General features: G+C 71.3%; 18 protein-coding genes and 1 pseudogene. 1 reads left to right on the forward strand and 18 read right to left on the reverse strand.

Annotated elements, in window-relative coordinates:
* Positions 1–4: 4 nt before the first annotated feature.
* The 11 genes from topA to OG408_RS17930 form a co-directional block, all read right to left on the reverse strand.
* Positions 5–2,884 (reverse strand): type I DNA topoisomerase, encoded by a 2,880-nt coding sequence (gene topA, locus OG408_RS17880; RefSeq protein WP_266780082.1) that lies wholly within the window; start codon positions 2,882–2,884, stop codon positions 5–7.
* A 325-nt stretch (positions 2,885–3,209) separates the two neighbouring features.
* Positions 3,210–3,407, reverse strand: a complete 198-nt coding sequence (locus OG408_RS17885) for a hypothetical protein (protein ID WP_266780083.1) — start codon at positions 3,405–3,407, stop codon at positions 3,210–3,212.
* A 203-nt stretch (positions 3,408–3,610) separates the two neighbouring features.
* Positions 3,611–4,474: an ABC transporter permease gene (locus OG408_RS17890; protein ID WP_326670787.1), complete on the reverse strand. Its 864-nt coding sequence runs from the start codon at positions 4,472–4,474 to the stop codon at positions 3,611–3,613.
* Positions 4,475–4,553: 79 nt separating this feature from the next.
* Positions 4,554–5,345, reverse strand: coding sequence for an ABC transporter permease (locus tag OG408_RS17895; protein ID WP_266780085.1), 792 nt, complete (start codon positions 5,343–5,345; stop codon positions 4,554–4,556).
* Positions 5,342–6,496, reverse strand: a complete 1,155-nt coding sequence (locus OG408_RS17900) for an ABC transporter ATP-binding protein (protein ID WP_326670789.1) — start codon at positions 6,494–6,496, stop codon at positions 5,342–5,344. The genes OG408_RS17895 and OG408_RS17900 overlap by 4 nt, the downstream gene beginning before the upstream one ends.
* Positions 6,497–6,601: 105 nt before the next feature.
* On the reverse strand, positions 6,602–7,609 hold the full coding sequence (locus tag OG408_RS17905) for a helix-turn-helix domain-containing protein (protein ID WP_285567558.1): 1,008 nt from the start codon (positions 7,607–7,609) through the stop codon (positions 6,602–6,604).
* On the reverse strand, positions 7,606–9,141 hold the full coding sequence (locus tag OG408_RS17910; RefSeq protein ID WP_442806036.1) for a DUF7059 domain-containing protein: 1,536 nt from the start codon (positions 9,139–9,141) through the stop codon (positions 7,606–7,608). The genes OG408_RS17905 and OG408_RS17910 overlap by 4 nt, the downstream gene beginning before the upstream one ends.
* Before the next feature lie 133 nt (positions 9,142–9,274).
* Entirely contained in the window at positions 9,275–9,901 is a 627-nt protein-coding gene (locus OG408_RS17915; protein WP_326670793.1) for a small secreted protein, read from the reverse strand.
* A 314-nt stretch (positions 9,902–10,215) separates the two neighbouring features.
* Positions 10,216–12,651, reverse strand: a complete 2,436-nt coding sequence (locus OG408_RS17920; protein ID WP_326670795.1) for a sodium-translocating pyrophosphatase — start codon at positions 12,649–12,651, stop codon at positions 10,216–10,218.
* Positions 12,652–13,111: 460 nt separating this feature from the next.
* Positions 13,112–13,576, reverse strand: a complete 465-nt coding sequence (locus OG408_RS17925; protein WP_266780091.1) for an ATP-binding protein — start codon at positions 13,574–13,576, stop codon at positions 13,112–13,114.
* A 412-nt stretch (positions 13,577–13,988) separates the two neighbouring features.
* The gene (locus OG408_RS17930) at positions 13,989–14,342 is read right to left on the reverse strand and encodes an STAS domain-containing protein (protein WP_003967428.1); all 354 of its coding nucleotides are present in this window, start codon (positions 14,340–14,342) and stop codon (positions 13,989–13,991) included.
* Positions 14,343–14,420: 78 nt separating this feature from the next.
* Between OG408_RS17930 and OG408_RS17935 the strand changes: the two genes are divergently transcribed.
* Complete coding sequence (locus tag OG408_RS17935) at positions 14,421–17,018, forward strand: DEAD/DEAH box helicase (RefSeq protein WP_326670797.1); 2,598 nt, start codon at positions 14,421–14,423, stop codon at positions 17,016–17,018.
* Between the two features lie 37 nt (positions 17,019–17,055).
* Here OG408_RS17935 and OG408_RS17940 read toward each other — a convergent pair.
* The 7 genes and pseudogenes from OG408_RS17940 to ssd form a co-directional block, all read right to left on the reverse strand.
* Positions 17,056–17,613, reverse strand: a pseudogene (locus OG408_RS17940) (Rv3654c family TadE-like protein); the annotation flags it as partial.
* Positions 17,505–17,816, reverse strand: coding sequence for a TadE family type IV pilus minor pilin (locus tag OG408_RS17945; protein ID WP_442806133.1), 312 nt, complete (start codon positions 17,814–17,816; stop codon positions 17,505–17,507). The gene OG408_RS17945 and the pseudogene OG408_RS17940, both read right to left, overlap by 109 nt.
* Before the next feature lie 208 nt (positions 17,817–18,024).
* Entirely contained in the window at positions 18,025–18,261 is a 237-nt protein-coding gene (locus OG408_RS17950; protein WP_326670800.1) for a DUF4244 domain-containing protein, read from the reverse strand.
* Positions 18,262–18,327: 66 nt separating this feature from the next.
* A complete protein-coding gene (locus OG408_RS17955; protein WP_326670802.1) occupies positions 18,328–19,269 on the reverse strand; it encodes a type II secretion system F family protein in 942 nt (313 codons plus the stop codon).
* Positions 19,266–20,147 carry a type II secretion system F family protein gene (locus OG408_RS17960; RefSeq protein WP_326670804.1) on the reverse strand — a complete coding sequence of 294 codons (882 nt, stop codon included), beginning with the start codon at positions 20,145–20,147 and terminating at the stop codon, positions 19,266–19,268. Before OG408_RS17960 ends, OG408_RS17955 begins: the two co-directional genes overlap by 4 nt.
* Positions 20,144–21,292: a TadA family conjugal transfer-associated ATPase gene (locus OG408_RS17965; protein WP_326670805.1), complete on the reverse strand. Its 1,149-nt coding sequence runs from the start codon at positions 21,290–21,292 to the stop codon at positions 20,144–20,146. The genes OG408_RS17960 and OG408_RS17965 overlap by 4 nt, the downstream gene beginning before the upstream one ends.
* Positions 21,289–22,350, reverse strand: a complete 1,062-nt coding sequence (gene ssd / locus OG408_RS17970; protein ID WP_285567591.1) for a septum site-determining protein Ssd — start codon at positions 22,348–22,350, stop codon at positions 21,289–21,291. Before ssd ends, OG408_RS17965 begins: the two co-directional genes overlap by 4 nt.
* Positions 22,351–22,508 lie beyond the last annotated feature (158 nt).

The following is a 22,508-nucleotide window of genomic DNA, read 5'->3' on the forward strand; positions in this document are numbered from 1 at the left end:
AAGGTCAGTCCTCCGAAGACACCGAGGAAGACGCGGAAGTCGCCGTCTTCTTGGCCGCGGACTTCTTCACCGCGGTCGTCGTCTTCTTCGCGGCAGTGGTCTTCTTCGCCGCGGTCTTCTTCGTGGCCGTAGCCGTCTTCTTCGCCGCCGTCGCCTTCTTGGCAGGCGCCTTCTTCGCCGGAGCCTTCTTCGCCGTCTTCTTCTTGGCCGGCCCCTTGGCCCGCTTCTCGGCGAGCAGCTCGTAGCCGCGCTCCGGAGTGATGTCCTCGACGCTGTCGTCGGTCCGCAGCGTCGCGTTCGTCTCGCCGTCGGTGACGTACGCGCCGAAGCGCCCGTCCTTGACGACGACCGGAGCCCCGCTCACCGGGTCCGTGCCCAGCTCCTTCAGCGGCGGCTTCGCCGCGGCCCGCCCGCGCTGCTTCGGCTGGGCGTAGATGGCGAGGGCCTCTTCGAGGGTGATGTCGAAGAGCTGGTCCTCGGAGGTCAGCGACCGCGAGTCCGTGCCCTTCTTCAGGTACGGGCCGTAGCGGCCGTTCTGCGCGGTGATCTCGACACCCTCGGCGTCCTCACCGACCACACGCGGCAGCGACATCAGCTTCAGCGCGTCGGCCAGCGTCACCGTGTCCAGCGACATCGACTTGAACAGCGAGGCCGTCCGCGGCTTCACCGCGTTCTTGCCGGTCTTCGGCGTGCCCTCGGGCAGCACCTCGGTGACGTACGGACCGTAGCGCCCGTCCTTGGCGATGATCTGGTTCCCGCTCACCGGGTCCGCACCGAGCTCGAAGTCGCCGCTCGGCTTGGCCAGCAGCTCCTCCGCGTACTCGACGGACAGCTCGTCGGGTGCCAGGTCCTCGGGGACGTCCGCGCGCTGGTGCCCCTCGGAGTCCTTCTCGCCGCGCTCGATGTACGGGCCGTAGCGGCCGACGCGGAGCTTGATGTCGTTGCCGACGGGGAACGAGGAGATCTCCCGGGCGTCGATCGCACCGAGGTCGGTGACGAGCTCCTTGAGACCGCCGAGGTGGTCGCCGTCGCCGTTGCCCGCGTCGGAGGCCTTTCCGGCACCGGCCGCGTCGTCACCGGCCTGCGCACCGAAGTAGAACCGCTTCAGCCACGGCACGGACTGGGCCTCGCCCCGCGCGATGCGGTCGAGGTCGTCCTCCATGCGGGCCGTGAAGTCGTAGTCGACGAGCCGGCCGAAGTGCTTCTCCAGCAGGTTGACCACGGCGAACGACAGGAAGGACGGGACGAGCGCCGTGCCCTTCTTGAACACGTACCCGCGGTCGAGGATCGTCCCGATGATCGAGGCGTACGTCGACGGGCGGCCGATCTCGCGCTCTTCCAGCTCCTTGACCAGCGAGGCCTCGGTGTAGCGGGCCGGCGGCTTGGTGGCGTGGCCGTCGACGGTGACCTCGTCGGCGGTCAGCGCGTCGCCCTCGGCGACCTGCGGCAGCCGGCGCTCACGGTCGTCGAGCTCGGCGTTCGGGTCGTCGGCGCCTTCGACGTACGCCTTCATGAAGCCGTGGAAGGTGATCGTCTTGCCGGACGCGGAGAACTCGGCGTCCCGGCCGTCGCTCGCCCGGCCGCCGATCTTGACGGTGACGGAGTTACCGACCGCGTCCTTCATCTGGGAGGCGACGGTCCGCTTCCAGATCAGCTCGTAGAGCCGGAACTGGTCACCGGTGAGACCGGTCTCGGCAGGGGTGCGGAAGCGGTCGCCGGAGGGGCGGATCGCCTCGTGCGCCTCCTGCGCGTTCTTGACCTTGCCGGCGTACGTGCGCGGCTTGTCCGGCAGGTAATTGGCGCCGTACAGCTGCGTGACCTGGGCCCGGGCCGCGGAGATCGCGGTGTCCGAGAGGGTCGTGGAGTCGGTACGCATATAGGTGATGAAGCCGTTCTCGTACAGCTTCTGCGCGACCTGCATGGTGGCCTTGGCCCCGAAGCCCAGCTTCCGGCTCGCCTCCTGCTGGAGGGTCGTCGTACGGAACGGGGCGTACGGGGAGCGGCGGTACGGCTTCGACTCGACGGACCGCACGGCGAACGTGGACTCGGCGAGCGCGGCGGCCAGCGCCCGGGCGTTCGTCTCGTCCAGGTGCAGGGTCTGCGCGGACCCGGCCTTGAGCTGCCCGTCGGGACCGAAGTCACGGCCCTGGGCGATGCGGCGCCCGTCGACCGCGCTGAGGCGGGCGGTGAGCGTCGAGGGGTCGGAGGCGTCACCGGAGCGGCCGGTGGCGAAGGTGCCGGTCAGGTCCCAGTACTCGGCGGAGCGGAAGGCGATGCGCTCGCGCTCCCGCTCGACGACGAGGCGGGTGGCGACGGACTGGACACGGCCCGCCGACAGCCGGGGCATGACCTTCTTCCACAGGACCGGCGAGACCTCGTAGCCGTAGAGGCGGTCGAGGATGCGTCGGGTCTCCTGGGCGTCGACCATGCGCTGGTTGAGCTCGCGCGGGTTGGCGACGGCGGCCCGGATCGCGTCCTTGGTGATCTCGTGGAAGACCATCCGGTGGACCGGGACCTTGGGCTTGAGGACTTCCTGCAGGTGCCACGCGATGGCTTCGCCCTCGCGGTCCTCATCGGTGGCGAGGAAGAGTTCGTCGGACTCGGCCAGCAGCTGCTTGAGCTTCCTGACCTGGGCCTTCTTGTCGGCGTTGACGACGTAGATGGGCTGGAAGTCGTTCTCCACGTCGACGCCGAGGCGGCGCACCTCGCCGGTGTACTCGTCCGGCACCTCGGCGGCGCCGTTCGGGAGGTCGCGGATGTGCCCGACGCTCGCCTCGACGACGTATCCGGGGCCGAGATAGCCCTTGATCGTCTTCGCCTTGGCAGGCGACTCGACGATGACGAGTCGGCGGCCGCCCTGTGCGGTCTCGCTGGTCGGGGACAACTTCGCTCTTCTCTCCGGTCGACGCTCGGTGGGCATCAGGGCAGCGCGATGGCGCTGCCGACAGTGCTGTCGCTGCGGAGTGTGACGGTACAACCCGCCCCCGTGTCAAACGGCAAAAGCCCGCAACGGCCACTCGAACGGTAACCCGACTTCCGCCATTCCTGCCGCCCGGCCCGCTCGGTCCGCCGCGCGCACGGCCGCTGCCTGCGGGTTTCGGCGGCGCTGTGGCTGCCCTGCGGGGGCCGGGGGCGAGAGGGGGGCGGTCCGGGCGTGTTCCGGGCGGCGCGGGCGATCGGGGCCGGGGCGGGCCCGGGTGAGGTGGGGTTCAGATGCGGGTGACGCACCACACCCCGAGGACGAGGAAAAGTACGCCGAACAGAGTGGCGAGTGCGGTGGAGACGACGGGGCTCACCCCGTGCGCCACCGGCGCACGGTGCAGCACGCGCGCCCCTGTCCACAGCAGCAACGCGGCACCGAACAGCGCGAACGCCGCTCCGGCGAGGACTGCAGGTCCGCTCTCCATACCCGTACGCCTCCCTGTCCCCGGCCCGGCGCGCGGTCCGGGCCTCCTGGCCCGGCGCGGGACGGCGCGGCCCGGCGCGGCTTTCGGGGGGAGGCTCCCACCACGGAACGTCGCGGACGCGAACTCCGGGTGAACAGCCCGAGCCGAGCCCGGCTGAGCCGAGCCGAGACGGCCGGGCCATGGCCGAATTCACATCACGTCGCTCACATCACGTCGAGGGTCGCGCGCCGCCGGCTGCCCCGTTCGAACACCGCGAGCAGCACCAGGGCGAGCAGCACGTATCCCGCCCCTGTCGCGAGTTCGGCGGCGATGCCCCGGCCGTCGAGGCCGCCACCGGCGGACAACTCACGGGCGGCATCGGCCGCGTGGGTCATCGGCAGGACGTCGCCGACGCTCCGCATCCAGTCCGGGAGGTTCTCCCGGGGCACGTTCGCGCCGGTCAGGAGCAGGAGTGCGGAACTGGCCACGTTCGAGATGAGGAAGACATCGCGGAACCGCAGCCCCAGCGCACCCAGCGCGAGCCCGAAAGCGGAGCATCCGGCCGCAGCCGCGAGCAGGACCGCTGCCAGTCCGGGCAGGGACCCAACCGGAATCCGGAGGCCCAGCAGAAGGCAGGCCGCGGTGAGCGTGAAGACGCTGATGACAAGGCCGTTCAGTACATACGGCAGGGCGCGTCCGAACCAGAGCGGAGCACGATTCCGGGGGCTCAGCAGTACGGCGCCGAGCGTCCCGTACCGGCGCTCGTTGGCGACAGCCATCGTGCCGCCGTACACACAGGCGGTCGACGCGGAGACGACCGCGTTGCCGAGCAGATAGAACTGGTCGTCGGCGACCTGAAGCTGCCGCCCCAGGAAGACGAAGAAGAGCAACTGCAGCAGAGGCCCGACCAGCAGGGTGCCGATGAACATGGGCGGTGTCGTCCAGTTGAACAACGCCCGGTAGGACAGGGCACCTCCGATGACGACGAGCCGCAGTGCAGAAACGATCCTCCGCCGAAGGCCAGGGCTGGGGGCGAGGTCGAGGCCGGGGTCGCGGGTGGCGGTGAGGGCAGGGGCTGGGGCGGGCATGCGGGACAACTCCTGGTGTGGGCGGGCGGGGGCGTCAGGGTTGAGCGTCGAGGTACGCGTCCGAGACGTCGCGGGAGGCTCAGGCGAGGGAGAGAGTGGCGGCGGCCCGCGCACGTTGTTCGACGCGCCCCAAGACCATGACCGCGACCAGCGCGTACAGCGTGCCGAGGGCGAGGGCCACGGCCATCGGGACCAGCACACCGGCGGTTCCCGCCCCGCCGGACGTCGCCGCGTGCACCGCGCGCGAGCCCCAGGTGGTGGGCAGCGCCCAGGAGACCGGACGCGTCCAGTCCGGCAGCACGGTGACGGGCACGAGCATCCCGGACAGCAGCCACACGGGGGCGTCCAGCGGGTTGGCGAGCGCGTTGGCGTTGCGCAGCAGCACGAAGGTGGCGGCAAGCAACAGCCCCATCATCCCGAGCGACAGGACGCACACGGGGACGGCGACCAGGAAGAGCAGCGGGTGCGCGAAGTCGAGCGGCACATCGAACAGGACGGCCCCCCAGATCACCGTCGCCCCCATCGCGTAGGTGCCGATGACGGCGGTGGCCAGGGTGATCGGCAGCAGGACCAGCCAGAGCGGCGTGGGCGAGGCGACCAGCGTCTCCAGCGTGCCGAGCCAGCGCTGGTTCTGCACGGCACCGCCGGATCCGAAGAGCACCGATGACCAGATGCCCATCAGCCCCGCACCGACGGCCGCCGTGAGCAGCCGGTCGGGGTCGTCGGAGGCGCGGAAGAGATAGACGGCGAGGGTCGCGTACACCAGGGGGACGAGCACGGCGAAGGTGATTTCGAGCGGTGAACGGCTCATGTACGTGACGTGCGTACGCACACCGACGACGGTCAGGCGCAGCGCCCGGGCGCCGGTCATGCCGCAGCCTCGATCCCGTCAGCACGCCCGGCACCCGCGTCCGCACCCGCGTCCGCACCCGCGTCCGCATCCGCATCCGCACCGGGATCCGCACCTGGACCCGGATCCTCGGCCGTTCGCGCTCCCGAATCCCCTCCCGCGTCCGCGTCCTCCTCCGCGTCCGCCTCCGCATCCGCTTCCGCATCCGCTTCCTCGACGATCGCGATGTAGGCGTCCTCCAGCGTGGGTTCACGCGTGTCGACCCGTCCGACCCTGACCCCGTCGAGCGCCGCCAGGACCTGGGTGTGCAGCTCCGCGCCCCGTTCGGTCTGCACGATGACGGCCTGTCGGCTCCCCCGGTCCTCGGCCGCCACTCCGTGCACGCCCGCCAGGGCCCGGATGCGGTCGAGGTGTTCCTCGCCCGCGCCGTACGCCTCGATCTCCAGGATGCCCCGCTCCTGGACCCTGGACTTGAGCCGGTCCGGGGTGCCCAGTGCGCGGATCGTGCCGCCGGCGATGACCGCGATCCGGTCGCACAGCTCATCCGCCTCGGCCATGTAATGGGTGGTCAGCAGCACGGTGGTGCCCCCGGCTCGCAGATCGGCGACCGTGCGCCGCAGATCCCGCGCCGCCACCGGGTCGACCCCGATGGACGGTTCGTCGAGGAACAGCACATCGGGCCGGTGCAGCAGTCCGCGCGCGATGTGCAGCCGCTGCCGCATCCCGCGCGAATACCCCTCGACGCGCTCCTTCTCCCGGCCGGCGAGGCCCACCAGGTCGAGCAGTTCGGCGATCCGCCGTTTCTGGTCGCGCGGCTCGACGGCGTACAGCTCGGCGAAGTAGCGCAGGTTGTCGAGGGCGGAGAGCCGGTCGTACAGCCCCCGGTCGCCGCCGAAGACGTAACCGATCCTGCGGCGCACGGCGACGGGGTCGGTCGCCACGTCGTGGCCCAGCACCCGTGCGGTGCCGGAGGTGGGCAGCAGCAGGGTGTTGAGCATCTTGATGGTGGTGGTCTTCCCCGCGCCGTTGGGCCCGAGGAGTCCGAAGAGCTCGCCGCGTGCCACCTCGAAGGTGACTCCGCGCACGGCCTCGGTCTCGGTACGGCGCGGCCGCAGGAAGCCGGTCCGGCTGATGTAGGTGCGGCGCAGGTTCTTCGCCTCGATCGCAAGCATGCCGGGGACGCTAGGCCCCGCCACGAACCGCCCGCCATCAATTCGGGGGCCACCGAATCGTCCCGCGCCCGCCCCGCCGGGTACCGGCTCCCGGTTCCCGGTTCCTCAGGACACCGCGCGCAGCACGTCCTCCCCGGAGAGCAGCGCGAGCAGGGCCCGGCCGGTGTCCGTGAGCTGGTAGTACACGCTGCGGCCGATCCGGTGCCTGGTGACCACATCCGCCTCGGAGAGGACCGACAGGTGCTCGGAGACCGTGCTCGGCGCGAGCCCCAGCCGGTCGGCTATCCCGGCCGTGGTCAGCGGCCCGCCCAGCTGCCGCAGGACCGAGGCGCGGCCGCGGCCCAGCAGCAGACCGAGCCGGTCGCCGCTCTCGGCGCGCTCCGCCGGCCGCTCGCGCAGCGCGCCCGCGCCACGGGCCTGGAAGGAGACCGTCAGGACCTCGGGGTCGTCGGTGGAGTAGAGCCGGCAGCCCTCGGCGAAGACCAGCGGGACGAGGAGCAGCCTCCGCTCGCCCGCCCGGTACTCCGCATCGATGTGCTTCGTCAGCTCAAGGACGGGCGGCGTCCACTTGGCGCGGCTCTCCAGGCCGGTGAAGAGCGCGTCGATGCCCTCGGTGGCGAAGGTCCGGGCGCGGATGAGGACCTCGTCCTCGACGAGCCGGCGCATGGTGGGCCAGTGCGCGGCCATCGCGCCTTCCCAGTACGCGGTGTACGCATCGGCGAGGTCCGCGCAGGCCGCTTCGGGATCCACCACGTAGGGACGGATACGGGGGTGGTCCTCAAGGCCCGCATAGTGCTCGGCGATCCCCGCCCGTACGACATCGGCCGGCGTCGTACGGACCGTCTCCAGCTCCGCCTCGACCGACGTGGCCCCCACCGGGCGCGGCAGCAGGAAGTCCGGGAAGGTGTTCGGCCCGTCGATCAGCAGCCGCAGCGCATGCGTACGGTCGTCCTCCCGCAGCACCTCGCGGGCGCGCACCACCCACTCCTCGTAGGGCCGCGAGGGGGTGCGGTGCGGCATGGTCAGATGCAGGCTGCAGAACGCGTCCCACAGCGGGCTGATGGCGATCCGCGTCGCCCCGAGCGACGCCTCGTCCAGCTCGATCCGGATCATCCGGCCGCCCGCCCGGCCGGGGGCAAGGGCTCCAGGAAGCCCTCCTCGACCAGCAGCCGGATCGCCTGCGGGGTGCGGTCGCGCAGCAGCACCGGGTCCTCGTTCATCAGCTGGGCGATCGCGTCCAGGATCCGGCCGGCGGGCAGCGATCCGTCGCACACGCCCGCGAAGCCCGCTCCGACGGCGTCGACCTTCGTCGCACGCCGCATGCCGCGGTTCTGACGCAGCACCACGTGCTCGGGGTCCTCCGCTCCCGGCAGCCCCACCTGTTCCTGCACGACCTCGGCGGCGAGGGTGAAGTGCGCGGCCAGCAGCGCCGCGTCGTCCTGCTCCCGCAGATAGTCCTGCCGGGCGAAGTGCGCCTCGACGGCCGGTCCGAGCGGCTGCTCCACCGCGTGCGGCCACTCCTCGATCACGATCGAGGGCTCCCCGGCGGCGGCCGCGGCGGACTTCCGCAGCGTGATCCAGCCGAAGCCGACGCCCTTCGTCCCCCGGGCCTCGAACTCGTCCAGCCAGGCGTCGTACCGCGCGGCGTACTCCGCGGGGTCCGTGCGGTGGTCGCCGCTGTCGCGCAGCCACAGCTCCGCGTACTGGGTGATGTCCTGCACCTCGCGCTGCACGATCCAGGCGTCGCAGCCGCGCGGCACCCAGGACCGCAGCCGGTCCTGCCACTCCTCGTCCTCGGTGTGCTGCCAGTTGGCCAGGAAGTGGGCGTACCCACCGTCGTTGAGCCGGTCTCCGGTCTGCTGCACCAGGGTCCGGCACAGGTCGTCGCCCGCCATGCCGCCGTCGCGGTAGGTGAGGCGGGCGCCGGGCGAGATGACGAAGGGCGGATTGGAGACGATCAGGTCGTACGTCTCGGTGGCGACCGGCTCGTACAGGGAGCCCTCACGCAGGTCGGCCGGGGCGGCGCCGGACAGGGCGAGGGTGAGCCGGGTGAATTCGAGGGCACGCGGGTTGAGGTCGGTGGCGGTGACCCGGGTGGCGTGCTGCGAGGCGTGGAGCGCCTGGATGCCGGAGCCCGTACCGACGTCCAGGGCGGAGGCGACGGGCCTGCGGACGGTGATCCCGGCGAGGGTGGTGGAGGCCCCGCCGATCCCGAGGACGACGCCCTCCTCGTGCGAGCCGATCCCGCCGGCACCGCCGACGGCGCAGCCCAGGTCGGAGACGATGAACCAGTCCTGGTCCTCCGGCCCGCTGTACGGACGTACGTCGACGGTCGCCCGTACCTCGCCGTCCGCCTCGGCCAGCCAGCCGTCCGCGACACATTCCTCGAGCGGCAGCACGGCGGCGGCCCGCCCGGCCGGGACGGGCCGCTGGAGCAGGAAGAGGCGCACGAGCGTGTCGAGTGGCGCCTCGCCCCGGGTCGCGCGCAGGGCCGGGACCGTCTCGCTGCGGGCGAGCGCGGCGTAGGCAGGGGCACCGAGCAGGTCGAGGAGCCCGTCGGCGGTGAAGGCGGCGGCGAGCAGGGCTTCGCGGAGCCGGGTCGCGTGGTCTGCTGCGGGAAGGCTGGTCTTACTCACATGACCCATTGTGAGGGCTCCCACTGACAACGGCAGCGGCCCGGCAGCCCCTCAGGGGCGCCGGGCCGGTCGTACGTCCGCCGGTCGCGGTCGTACAGCTGCTCGTCAGGGGTCCGCGGCGACGGCCGGCGGCCTGCCGGGGTTACGACTTCTTGCTGGGCGAGGCGGACGGCTCCTTGGAGGGCGTCGCCTCCTTCGAAGCGCCGTCCGAGGGCGCCGCCGAGGCGGTCGGCTTCTGGCAGCCCTTCTGCTTGGCCATCGCGGTGCCGACCTCGCCGGACTGGAGCTTCTTCAGCGCCTGGTCACCGTTGGTGCTGATCTTGTTCAGTTCGTCCGCGATGCCCTTGAGGCCGTCGGCGAACTCCGCCTGGTCCTTCGTGTCGAGGTCGTCGACCTTCTTCTGCAGATTCGCATAGGCCACCGAGGAGGCGTTGAGCTCCTTCACGGCCTCCTTCTGCGTGGTCTCACCGTCGTCCACCGGCGGCGGACCCGCCGAGTCGACTGCCGAGCCCAGCGCCTTGTACGCCTGCGAGATCTGCTGGAAGGCGGCCGAGTCGGTCTTCTGGACGTCGGCGGGCTTGCTGTTGTCGGCGGTCTGCTGCTGAATGGAGGCGTTGGCGTTCGCGATCTTCTGCAGCTGGGGCTGGACCTGGTCACAGACCTTCTTGGCCCAGTCGTTCACCTTGTTGTCGCTGTCGTCGCTGCAGCCCGACAGCGTAAGTACCAGTACCGCACCGCCGGACAGCGCGGCCGCAAGCTTCTTGTTCACCGGATTGGTCCCTTCCAAGGCTCTCGGCCCCGGAACTTACACGCCGAGCGCCCTCCGTCCGGGTGCCGGGCGTCCGGTGGATGCCCTTTTGCAGCCATTTGCACCAAGCGAAATGAGGGAGATACAACTCACCCGCACGGCCCCCGAGCGCGGGAACGCCTGCACGAATCATCACCCGGCGGAGGTAACGCCGGACGGACGCGGCATCAGATGACCGCGCCCGTCCGCCTTCTGACCGAGGGTCTCTCAGGACGCTCTCCGCGAGCAGCGCCGCCGAGGTCCGGTCCGGCCCTGACCGACGAGGACCGGCCAGGTCACCCCACGGCCGCGGGGTCGGCCGGGCGGGCCGGACCGCTTCCGTCCGCGCCACCGGAATCGTCCTCGTCCCCCACGGCGATCCCGCGCCGCTTGGAGACGTAGACCGCACCGACGATGACCACGACGGCCACCGTCGCCACCACCGCACGCACCCCCGCGCTCGCGTCCTCGCCGTAGCTGAACTGCACCACCGCGGGGGCGATGAGCAGCGCCACCAGGTTCATCACCTTGAGCAAGGGGTTGATCGCCGGCCCGGCCGTGTCCTTGAACGGATCGCCGACCGTGTCCCCGATGACCGTCGCGGCATGGGCATCGCTCCCCTTGCCGCCGTAATGACCGTCCTCGACGAGCTTCTTGGCGTTGTCCCAGGCACCACCGGAGTTGGCGAGGAAGACGGCCATCAGCGTCCCGGTGCCGATCGCACCCGCCAGATACGAGCCGAGCGCCCCGACCCCGAAGGTGAATCCGACCGCGATCGGCGCCAGTACCGCCAGCAGTCCGGGGGTGGCCAGCTCGCGCAGCGCGTCCTTGGTGCAGATGTCGACCACGCGCCCGTACTCCGGCTTCTCCGTGTAGTCCATGATCCCGGGGTGCTCGCGGAACTGCCGCCGCACCTCGTAGACAACCGCGCCCGCGGAGCGGGACACCGCGTTGATGGCCAGACCGGAGAAGAGGAAGACCACCGCGGCGCCGAGGATCAGACCCACCAGGTTGTTGGGCTGCGAGATGTCCAGGCTCAGCCCCATCTCACCCGCCGAGGCGCCGACGTCGTCGACCGCGGTGGCGATCGCGTCACGGTACGAGCCGAAGAGCGCCGCCGCCGCCAGGACGGCGGTGGCGATGGCGATGCCCTTGGTGATGGCCTTGGTGGTGTTGCCCACGGCGTCCAGGTCGGTGAGGACCTGAGCGCCGGCGCCGGTGACATCGCCGGACATCTCGGCGATGCCCTGCGCGTTGTCGGAGACCGGACCGAAGGTGTCCATCGCGACGATGACCCCCACGGTCGTGAGCAGTCCCGTCCCGGCCAGCGCCACCGCGAAGAGCGCCAGCATGATCGACGTACCGCCGAGCAGGAACGCCCCGTAGACGCCGAGCCCGATCAGCAGCGCGGTGTAGACGGCGGATTCCAGGCCGATGGAGATGCCGGCGAGCACGACGGTGGCCGGCCCGGTCAGCGAGGACTTGCCGATGTCCCTGACGGGCCGCCGGGTGGTCTCGGTGAAGTAGCCGGTCAGCTGCTGGATCAGGGCGGCGAGCACGATGCCGATCGCCACCGCGACCAGCGCGAAGACCCGCGGATCGCCTCCGTGCGAGGTGATGGACGCGTCGGTGACTCCGTCAAGCCCGGCGTACGAGGACGGCAGGTAGACGAAGACGGCGACGGCCACCAGGACGAGCGAGATGACCGCGGAGATGAAGAATCCACGGTTGATGGCGGTCATGCCGCTGCGGTCGGTGCGCCGAGGGGCGACCGCGAAGATGCCGATCATCGCGGTGAGCACACCGATCGCCGGAACGATCAGGGGGAAGGCCAGTCCCGCGTCGCCGAAGGCGGCCTTGCCGAGGATCAGCGCCGCGACCAGCGTGACCGCGTACGACTCGAAGAGATCGGCCGCCATGCCCGCGCAGTCCCCGACGTTGTCGCCCACGTTGTCGGCGATCGTCGCGGCGTTGCGGGGGTCGTCCTCGGGGATGCCCTGTTCCACCTTGCCGACCAGGTCGGCACCGACGTCGGCGGCCTTGGTGAAGATGCCCCCACCGACCCTCATGAACATCGCGATCAGTGCCGCGCCGAGCCCGAACCCCTCCAGCACCTTGGGCGCGTCGGCGGCATAGACGAGCACCACACAGGAGGCGCCCAGGAGTCCCAGGCCCACCGTGATCATGCCGACCACGCCACCCGTGCGAAATGCGATCTTCATCGCTTTGTGCGAAACGGTGGTGAGATCCTTTTCCGGTTCACCTTCCGCCGGGGTCGCCTCACGCGCGGCGGCGGCCACCCGGACATTGCTCCTTACGGCCAACCGCATACCGATGTATCCGGTGGCTGCCGAGAAAAGCGCACCCACCAGGAAGAACACCGAACGGCCCGCACGCTGCGACCAGTTGTCGGCCGGAAGCAGCAGTAGCAGGAAGAAGACGACGACGGCGAAGACACCGACCGTGCGCAACTGCCGGGCCAGATAGGCATTCGCGCCTTCCTGGACGGCCGCCGCGATCTCCTTCATGCGCTCGGTGCCCTCGCCCGCCGCCAGCACCTGGCGTACCAGCAGCTGGGCGACGATCAGTGCAGCGACGGCGACGACCGCGACGACGATCACGATGACGCGGTTGTCATCCGTGAGTACCGCGGCCGCGAGAGTGGTGGGTGGGTCGGAAAGTGCGGAAAACTGCGTCAGTTCTGCCAGTGGTGTGGTGCCGAACCCCGCCATACGTCCTCCTTGACGCTCAGCGCTCAAGACGTGGACGGATTGTAGGGAGCGGAACACGATCAAAACAGTGCGCGGTAAATGTAATTGACCTTCATCCACCGAACGGCAATTGATCGCGTTCGCTGCCTGGACCGAATGCAGTAATGGGGCAGAGGCATTGTCCGGAGATCACTGATCAAGCAGAAACGAAAAAAGGCCCTGCTCAGCAGGGCCCAGTGGGATCTCGGAATAGTGGATCACAGCGACCGGCCGGGGTCGCCGGGACGTCCCGGCCGCCCCGGGAGACCCGCCCCGCCTCAGCGAAGAACGGTCCCGTCGAAGAGACGCTTCGAGGGAGCGCGGGCTCAGGGAAGCGCCGCGCGGGCTCGGGGAAGCGAAGTCCGGGTTCGGGGAAGCGTGGGCCCAGGGAAGCGCCGCGCGGGCTCGGGGAAGCGAAGCCCGGGCTCGGGGGAGCGCCGCTTCAGGGAAGAACGATGGCCGGTGTCTTCGGCCAGCTCATACGGATCACTCCGCCGTCCGCACCGGACCGGACCTCCACGTCGTCGACGAGACCGCTGATGACCGCGAGGCCCATCTCGTCCTCACCGTCGCCGTCCGGCTCGTCCGCTGCCGCTCCGGGCGTGGCGTCATGGCGTCCGGAGGCACCGCCGGGCACGGAGCCGTCGGCTCCCGGGCCGGGCACCTCGTCGCCGACCTCGATGGAGAAGGACTTCTCCTCCTCGATCAGGATGACCGTCACCGGCGCGGTGATGCCGTGGCTGCGGTGCAGTCCGACGGCACGGCTGCAGGCCTCGCCCACGGCGAGCCTGACCTCGTCGAGCACGGCCTCGTCGACCCCTGCCCGGCGCGCCACGGCAGCCGCCACGAGGCGGGCCGTTCTGACGTGTTCGGGCTGGGCGCTGAAGCGGAGTTCAACGGTGGCCATGCAATCCCCCTCGAACGTACGTGTGTGCATCGGCAGAAGCCGGGCGGGCGGCCCGGTACCCCTGACCCCGTGTGCGAAAGCCGCCGACTCGGCCGGCCGGCCACTCGGACCGACTCGACCACTCGGCCGACACCGCCAGCCCATCCGGCCGACGGACGAAGCCCGGCCACCCTCCGACAGCCACCGAACGGCTGACGGCTGACGGCTGACGGCTGGACCCGATCATCGCGTGTGCGACCGGTTGCCGGATGAAATCAGCCGGTGAACCGCCGAACGGGTGACAGCAGGCCACCGGGGTGACCTGCCACCGAAGAACGGCTGCCGTCGCCCCGGAAGTCAGATCGGTCCGGACCGTCATCGCCCCGACCGCCGCCGGACCGGCTGCAGAGCCGGTCCGACCGCGGGCGGTACGTCAGTCGGTTGCCGCCACGGCCTCATCGACCGTGGTGTGAATCGGGAACACCTTGGTCAGACCGGTGATCCGGAAAATCTTGAGAATGCGCTCCTGGTTGCACACCAGGCGCAGCGAGCCCTCATGGGCTCGAACGCGCTTCAAGCCGCCCACGAGCACGCCGAGGCCGGTGGAGTCGAGGAAGTCGACACCTTCCATGTCGACAACCAAGTGGTAGCTGCCGTCATTCACCAACTCGACCAACTGCTCGCGCAGCTTGGGCGCGGTATACACATCAATCTCGCCACCGACCTCGACGACCGTACGGTCGCCACCAGGGCCGGACACATTGCGAGTCGACAAGGACAGGTCCACGGATCCTCCAGCACCTTGCTATCGAGCGGTCGCCCCTCGGTCTCCCCGACGGAGCCAGGGGACGGATCGCCAGCCGCGATGGCATTCAATCACTTACGAGCAGCCATGCACGACGCCTTGGGACCATTGTCCGTCTCGCCAGTGACACACTCGGTGCCGATGGCCAAGAATCACCGCCCCAGTCGACCGCCCGAGAACGGGGGCTCCCGCCCCTCTCCCGACGTGGTCCTCGACCGGCTCGCCGCAGGGGCGAGCCGGTCCGCGCGCATCACTCATACGGAGCACTTGCCCCCGCGTACGGGAACCCATGCCATCTGGCCCGATCGCATCCGTCCGGAAGTGATCGCCGCCATCCAGAAGGCCGGCATCGACCATCCCTGGGCCCACCAGGCCGCCGCGGCTGAGCACGCGCTGGACGGCGAATCGGTCGTGATCGCCACGGGGACGGCGTCGGGCAAGTCGCTGGCTTACCTCGCGCCGGTCCTCAGCGCCCTCCTGGACGGCTCCGAGGCCCCCAACGGCCGTGGAGCGACCGCGCTCTATCTCGCGCCCACCAAGGCCCTGGCCGCCGACCAGCGGCGCTCGGTGAAAGAACTCTCGGCTCCGTTGGGCAACGGGATCCGGCCCGCGGTCTACGACGGCGACACTCCCGTCGAGGAACGCGAATGGGTGCGCCAGTACGCCAACTACGTCCTCACCAATCCCGACATGCTGCACCGCGGGATACTCCCGTCCCACCCCCGCTGGTCCTCCTTCCTGCGCGCCCTGCGCTATGTCGTCATCGACGAGTGCCACACCTACCGGGGCGTCTTCGGGTCCCATGTCTCCCAGGTCGTCCGCCGGCTCCGCCGCCTGTGCGCCCGCTACGGCGCGGATCCGGTCTTCCTCCTCGCGTCCGCCACCTCCGCGGAGCCCTCCGTCGCGGCCGGCCGTCTCACCGGCCTCCCGGTCACGGAGGTCGCCGACGACGCCTCCCCGCGCGGCGAACTGGTCTTCGCCCTGTGGGAGCCGCCCCTGACCGACCTGCACGGCGAGAAGGGCGCCCCCGTACGCCGTACCGCCACGGCCGAGACCGCCGACCTGCTCACCGACCTGACCGTGCAGGGCGTGCGCTCGGTCGCGTTCGTACGCTCTCGGCGCGGCGCCGAGCTCATCTCCGTCATCGCCAAGGAACGCCTCGCCGAGATCGACCGCTCCCTGCCCGCTCGTGTCGCCGCCTACCGCGGGGGCTACCTCCCCGAGGAACGCCGCGCCCTGGAGCGCGCGCTGCACTCCGGCAGCCTGCTCGGCCTGGCCGCGACGACCGCCCTCGAGCTCGGCATCGACGTCTCCGGCCTGGATGCCGTCGTCATCGCTGGATATCCCGGCACCAGAGCCTCGCTGTGGCAGCAGGCCGGCCGCGCCGGACGGGCTGGACAGGGCGCCCTCGCCATCCTGGTGGCCCGTGACGACCCGCTGGACACCTTCCTCGTCCACCACCCCGAAGCGCTGTTCCAGCAGCCCGTGGAGTCGACCGTCCTCGACCCGGACAACCCGTACGTCCTGGCGCCCCATCTGTGCGCCGCCGCGGCGGAGCTGCCGCTCACCGACTCCGACCTGGCTCTCTTCGGCCCCACCGTGGCCGAACTGCTGCCGCAGCTGGAAGCCGCGAAACTGCTCCGCAAACGCGCATCGGGCTGGCACTGGACCCGCCGCGAACGGGCCGCCGATCTCACCGACATCCGGGGCGAGGGCGGCCGGCCCGTCCAGATCGTCGAGGAGGGCACCGGCAGGCTGCTGGGCACCGTCGACGAGTCCGCCGCGCACGCCGCCGTCCACGAGGGCGCCGTCCACCTCCACCAGGGCCGCACCTATCTGGTCCGGAAACTGGACCTGGAGGACTCCGTGGCACTGGTCGAGGAGGCCGTCCCGCCGTACTCGACGACCGCACGCGACACCACCGCCATCGCCGTCCTGGAGACCGACACCGAGATCCCGTGGGGCGACGGACGGCTCTGTTACGGCTCCGTCGAGGTGACCAATCAGGTCGTCTCCTTCCTCCGTCGCAGACTGATCACCGGCGAGGTCCTCGGCGAGACCAAACTGGACCTGCCGCCCCGCACCCTGCGCACCCGTGCCGTGTGGTGGACGGTCACCCAGGACCAGCTCGACACGGCGCGGATCAACCCGGAGATCCTCGGCGGCGCGCTGCACGCCGCCGAGCACGCGTCGATCGGGATGCTGCCGCTCTTCGCCACCTGCGACCGCTGGGACATCGGCGGCGTATCCGTACCGCTGCATCCGGACACCCTGCTGCCGACCGTCTTCGTGTACGACGGCCACCCGGGCGGTGCCGGCTTCGCGGAACGCGCCTTCCACACCGCGCGCGGCTGGCTGACCGCCACCCGCCAGGCGATCGCGTCGTGCGAGTGCGAAGCCGGCTGCCCGTCGTGCATCCAGTCCCCCAAGTGCGGCAACGGCAACGAGCCCCTGCACAAACGAGGCGCCATCCGCCTGCTCACGGAACTCCTCCGATCGGCCCCGCCCGACCCGGGTGAGGCTGTTGGAGTGAGTGGGCCTGGCGGAGCGACTGGGCCGGGTGAACTGGGTGGGTCAGGTGAGCCGGGTGAGTCGGGTGAGTCGGGTGAGTCGGCGGAACCGGACTCTCCTGGAGCCCCCACGTCTCCGCGGGCCTAACCGGCCCGGCGGGCGCCGCTGATGGCGGACCTGCCCGGGATCTGACCTCCGGCGTGTACGGCCCATCACGCACCCTGGCCGTGACGTCGGCGATCTCCCCCTGAACGCTGCACCGCACGATCAAGGCCCCCTGCGCCCCGGCCACCTCCCGGGCCGACCGGCAGGCGGCAGCCGCTCCCTCCAGCGCCCGATCCGCTGCCGCAAGGGCGGCCAGGTCGGCGGCGCCCCCGGCCCGGTGCCGGGCCACCACCGCCTGTCCGAGTGCCAGGACCACCGCGAACACCACGCAAAGCGTCGCCGTGGTCACCGCGGCGAACACCGTCGCCAGCCCCTCGTCGCGGCGCAGACGGCCTGTACGCAGCCCCGGCGGCCCCAGCAGCCCCGCGAACGGCCTCGGGAACTCCCGCCTCAGGAACAGCTCCCGCAGCGGCCCCAGGACCGGCCTCGCCTTTTGCCTCAGTACGGGCCTCCGAGGCCGGGAGCGCGTCACGGCACCGCCCCCACCGTGTCCTCGGCCGCCGCCGCAGCTTCGGCGCTCAACGTCACGGCCAGCGGCCCAGGGCCGGGCGTCGGCGCCGTCACGCTGACTCTCCACAGGTCCCCGGCCCGCTCCACCTGAACCCGTGCCCGGCCGGGCGCCGCCGAGAGGGCGGTCTCCCTCACCTGTGCCTCCGGCTCGGAGCGAGCTGCCGCCCGTGCACCTGCCCGCGCCGCGTCCACACACCGAATCTGGGCCGACGCCGCCATCAGCGCCCACAGCAGAACGAGGGCGAAGATCACCAGCACCGGGATCGTCATGGCCGCCTCGGCCGTCACAGCCCCCTGATCCCCGCACCTCCGCTTCTTGCAGCGCCGCTCTCTGCACGTGCGCTCCCCGCGCCGCCGCCCTCCGCACTGCCTCGCAGGCACTGCCGCCTTCCGCGCCGGTCTCTGCCTCACGGCCCCGGGCCCCGAGTACGCCAGCACCCCAGTCGCATCCGTCACATCCGCCGCATCCATCGCCCCCTCAGAATTTCGCATCGAGTGCGTCCTTCAGAAGCGACTGCAGCTGCGCCATGACCGGCGCGCTGGTCACCACCTTGTAGAGCACCGCGGCAAACGCACAGGCCGCAATCGTCCCGACCGCGTACTCGGACGTCGTCATTCCGCGGTCTGCCCGACCCACCCGATCCGTCCACGCCCTGCATGCCGTGCTTCGTACCCGGACCACGGCGTTTCGCACCCACTGCACGCCTTTTCGCATCACTTCGAACCCCCGTGAATAATATTTTCCCTGGATAAACTGGTCTTATCTAGCGTTTCTGGGCTGTCAAGACTGCAGCAGTCCCCCTGCCAGTCCGATCACCACCGGCGCTACCCCCACGCTCAGAAAGGCAGGGAGGAAGCAGAGCCCGACCGGTGCGGTGATCAACACAGCGGCCCGTTGGGCTCGCGCCACCGCAGCGCTCACCCGCTCGGCCCGCATCGCCTCGGCCAGCCGCGCGACGGGCTCCGCTGCGGGAGCACCGGTCGCCCCGGCTCGGTCCAGGCAGCGCGCCAGCGCAGCTGCACCCGGTATCTCGCCGAACCTCCCCCAGGCGAGGGCGGGATCGCCACCGAGCCGGATCTCCGCCGCCGTGCGTGCCAGTTGCTCGCCGACCGGCCCGCCCAGCGACTGCCCCACCGCCTCGGCCGCCTCCCTCGGACCGGCTCCGGCGGACAGGCAGGCCGCCAGCAGATCGGCCGCCAGCGGAAGCTGACGCAGGGACTCCGCAGTTCTCGCCGCCTCCTCGGCAGCGGCTCGTGCTGCCAGCCCGAGCCGAGCACGCTGCCACCGCCAGAGCCCGTAGCCCGCCGCCAGACCCACGGCCCATCCCGCGGGACCCCCCAGCAGAATCCAGCCCGTCGGCACCGCACCCAGCACCGCCGACCACTGCCCGACTCCGAAAGCGCCACCCGGCAATCGCATCCGACCCGTTGGCCGCGTCTGACCCAGCTGGCTCGTCTGGCCAATCAAGGTCATCTGGCCCATCAGGCTCGTCTGGCTAACCCGGTCCACACCGGACGCCCGGGCCCACCGGCCCCGCCGAGCCGCAGCCCTCGCCCCGGCCCCCGGGGTTCCAGGAGCCTCGGCAAAAAGCACCAGGCCGCGCCGCCGCACCCGCCGCTCGGTCCGGCGTCGCGCCAGGGCGAGTGCCGGCTGGACGCACGCACCCAGCAGCAACCCCACCGTCCCCACCCTGTGGACGACTTCACCGACCAGGGCGCTCATGCCGCTTCCGCCTTACGGACGATCCGAGCCGCCCAGACGATGCCGGCCGCTTCCAGCAATCCACCCATCACGAGACAGACCAGCCCGGCCGTGCTGTGCAGCAGAACCCTCAACGGATCAGCCCCGAGCGCGGATCCGAGTCCGATGCCCAGCACCGGCAGCAGGGCCAGCACCACCACCGTCGACCACGCCCCGGCCAACTGGGCCCGCAGCTCTTCCCGCCGACACCGCTCGGCCCGTAACGCACCCTCCAGGCGGTCCAGTCCGGCCGCGAGTCCGGCCCCGCCGTCCGCCGCTACCCGCCAGCAGGCGGCGACCCCCGCGAGCCCTTCCAGCCCCGGCTCGCACGCCGCCTGGCCCAGAGCGGTCGGGACATCGCCCCCGAACCGTGCCGCCGCCGACACCCCCGCTCCGGCCGCACCCATCGCCCCCGTGCTCTGGACCGCGACCAGCAACGCCCGCCCCGGCTCCTGGCCTGCCCTCAGTTCACCCACCACCGCGCCGCACAGGTCCACCACCCCATCGGCCCGGCGCTCCAGGTCCTTACGCAGCTCCCTCCCCCGCAGCCACCGCCGCACCAACGGCACCGCGACCAGGCCCGCGATCACCGGCAGCACGGACTCACCGAGCGCAGCCAGCACCAGCGCCACCGGCAGGCACAACCACTCCCGCCGCCCCCTCAGCCACACACGACACCGGCTCACGCCGTGCTCCCAGCCCTTTCGAAGAGCCGCATCCGTCAGCCCTGAGACGAACAACACCCGTGCTCTGCGGAGTCGTTGACTCCGTGCGACCACCACGAGCCAGGCCGCAGCGCCCGCACACAACGCGGCCGCGTGCACCACTTCCGGCACTCCCACCGGCGTGCCCCCGCTCATCGTTCGCCCCCGATCAGAGAGCGCAGCCGCTCCCAGCCCCGCTCCCGCTCGAATCCGGATGCACCCCAGCGCAGTGCCGGGACGGTGACCACCAGGCCGGCCGCATCCCGTTCCAGCACCTGGATCTCGGAGATCCTTCGCCGGCCGGACCGGTCCCGTACGAGATGGACCACCACCGACAGCGCCGCCGCCAACTGGCTGTGCAGGGCGGTCCGGTCCAGGCCGGCGGAGGTCCCCAGGGCCTCCAGCCGGGCCGGGACATGCTCGGCCGCATTCGCGTGAACCGTTCCGCAGCCGCCCTCGTGGCCTGTGTTCAGAGCTGCCAGCAGCTCGGTGACCTCGGCCCCTCGCACCTCTCCGACCACCAGCCTGTCGGGGCGCATGCGCAGCGCCTGTCGCACCAGGTCCCGGAGGGTCACCCGGCCGGCGCCTTCTTGGTTCGCCGGGCGCGATTCGAGGCGCACCACGTGCGGATGGTCGGGACGAAGTTCTGCCGAGTCCTCGGCGAGCACGATCCGCTCCCGCTCCCCCACGGCACCCAGCAGACTGGAGAGGAGCGTTGTCTTGCCCGCGCCCGTCCCCCCGCTGATGAGGTAGGACACCCGGGCCTCGACCAGGGCCCGCAGCACCCGGTCGCCGCCCGGCGGTACCGTGCCCGCCGCGACCAGTTCCCTCAGCGAGAAGGCCTTCGGCCGGACCACCCGGAGCGACAGGCACGTCGACCCGACCGACACCGGCGGCAGCACGGCATGCATCCGGGTCCCGTCCGGAAGCCGTGCGTCCACCCAGGGCCTGGCGTCGTCCAGGCGCCGCCCCGCAACGGCCGCGAGCCGCTGCGCGAGCCTGCGGACCGCGGCCGCGTCGGCGAAGGTCACCGAGGTGATTTCGAGCCCGCCGCCCCGGTCCACCCACACCCGGTCGGGTGCGGACACCAGGACATCCGTGACCGCGGGGTCGGCGAGGAGCGGTTCCAGCACTCCGGTCCCCACCAGCTCGCCTCGCAACTCGTCCGCGGTCCCCAGCACTTCGGCGTCCCCGAGCAGCCTCCCCTGGGCCCGTAACGCGGCCGCCACCCCCGCAGGGGTCGGCGCGGCCCCACTCTGCGCCAGCCGCCGCCGCACCGCGTCCAGCAGCGCCTCCGTCATGACGCCCCGCCCGCGGTCTGGCCCCCGGCCCCCTCGCCGGCGAGCGCGCGGTCCCAGAAGGCCGAACAGAACCTGGCGAGCGGCCCCCGGGGACTTCCGCCGGGCGGCTCGCCCATGTCCTGCTCGGCCAGCAGACCCGGCTCCAGCGGGAGTTCACCGGCCAGCGGAAGCCCTATGGCACTGGCCACCCACTGTTCGTCGAGGCCGGATGCGTACGGCCCGCGCGCCACGACGCGGAGATCTCCCAGCACCATCCCGGCCATCGACGCCACCCGTTTCGCCGCCGCGACCGCACGCAACTCACCCGGCACCACCAAGAGTCCGAGGTCCAGTTGCGCCAGGGCTTCGGCCACCGCCTCATCGATCCGGCGCGGCAGATCGACCACCACCACCCCGCCGAGCCTGCGCGCGGCCCCGAGGACCGCCTGCATGGCCTGCGGCGGAATGACCACCCAGTCGTCACGCCCCCAGCTGAGCACGCGCAGCCCGTGCAGAGCCGGCAGCGACTCCTCCAGGGCGCCGCCCCCGACCCGCCCCTTCGAATGGGCGAAATCAGGCCACCTCATCCCCTCGGCCCGCTCGCCGCCGAGCAGCACGTCGATGCCGCCGCCCAGCGGGTCGCCGTCGATCAGCATGGTCCGCCTTCCGGCCCTGGCCGCGGTCACGGCGAGCGCGCAGGCCAGCGTGGACGCGCCGGCGCCACCCCGGCCACCGATCACCCCCACGGTCAGGGCGGGACGGCCGACCCCCTCGGCCGCATTGGCGATCTGATCGACCAGCCAGTTCTCCGAATCGGGCAGCCGCAGCACATACTCGGCCCCGATCTCCACGGCCCTGCGCCACACATCGGGCGCATCCTGATCCCGTCCGACGAGCATCACGCCCCGCCTGCGGGCCGCTCCACGGCACCGCGCCGCCGCATCGTCCCCCACGAGAACCATGGGAGCCTGCTCCCATCCGCCTCGGCGCTCGGGCAGGGTGTGATGGACCTCGGGCTCCGCCCCTGCCGCCGCGCACAGCCTCAGCAGATCGTCGAGCAGGTCCACATCCTCGGTCACGATCAAGGGTCCGCCCCGTCGCGCCTCGGCCGCCGGCAGACGATCCCGTGCACTGGATTCAGCCACGATCTCCGCCCCCTTCTTCACTCACCTTCACCGCGGTCCGCGGTGTTCTCGCAACGTTCCGAGAACGGTGATTCCGGAACCCGTGGACTTCA

The organism is Streptomyces sp. NBC_01257 (assembly GCF_035917255.1).
Classification (GTDB): Bacteria; Actinomycetota; Actinomycetes; order Streptomycetales; family Streptomycetaceae; genus Streptomyces.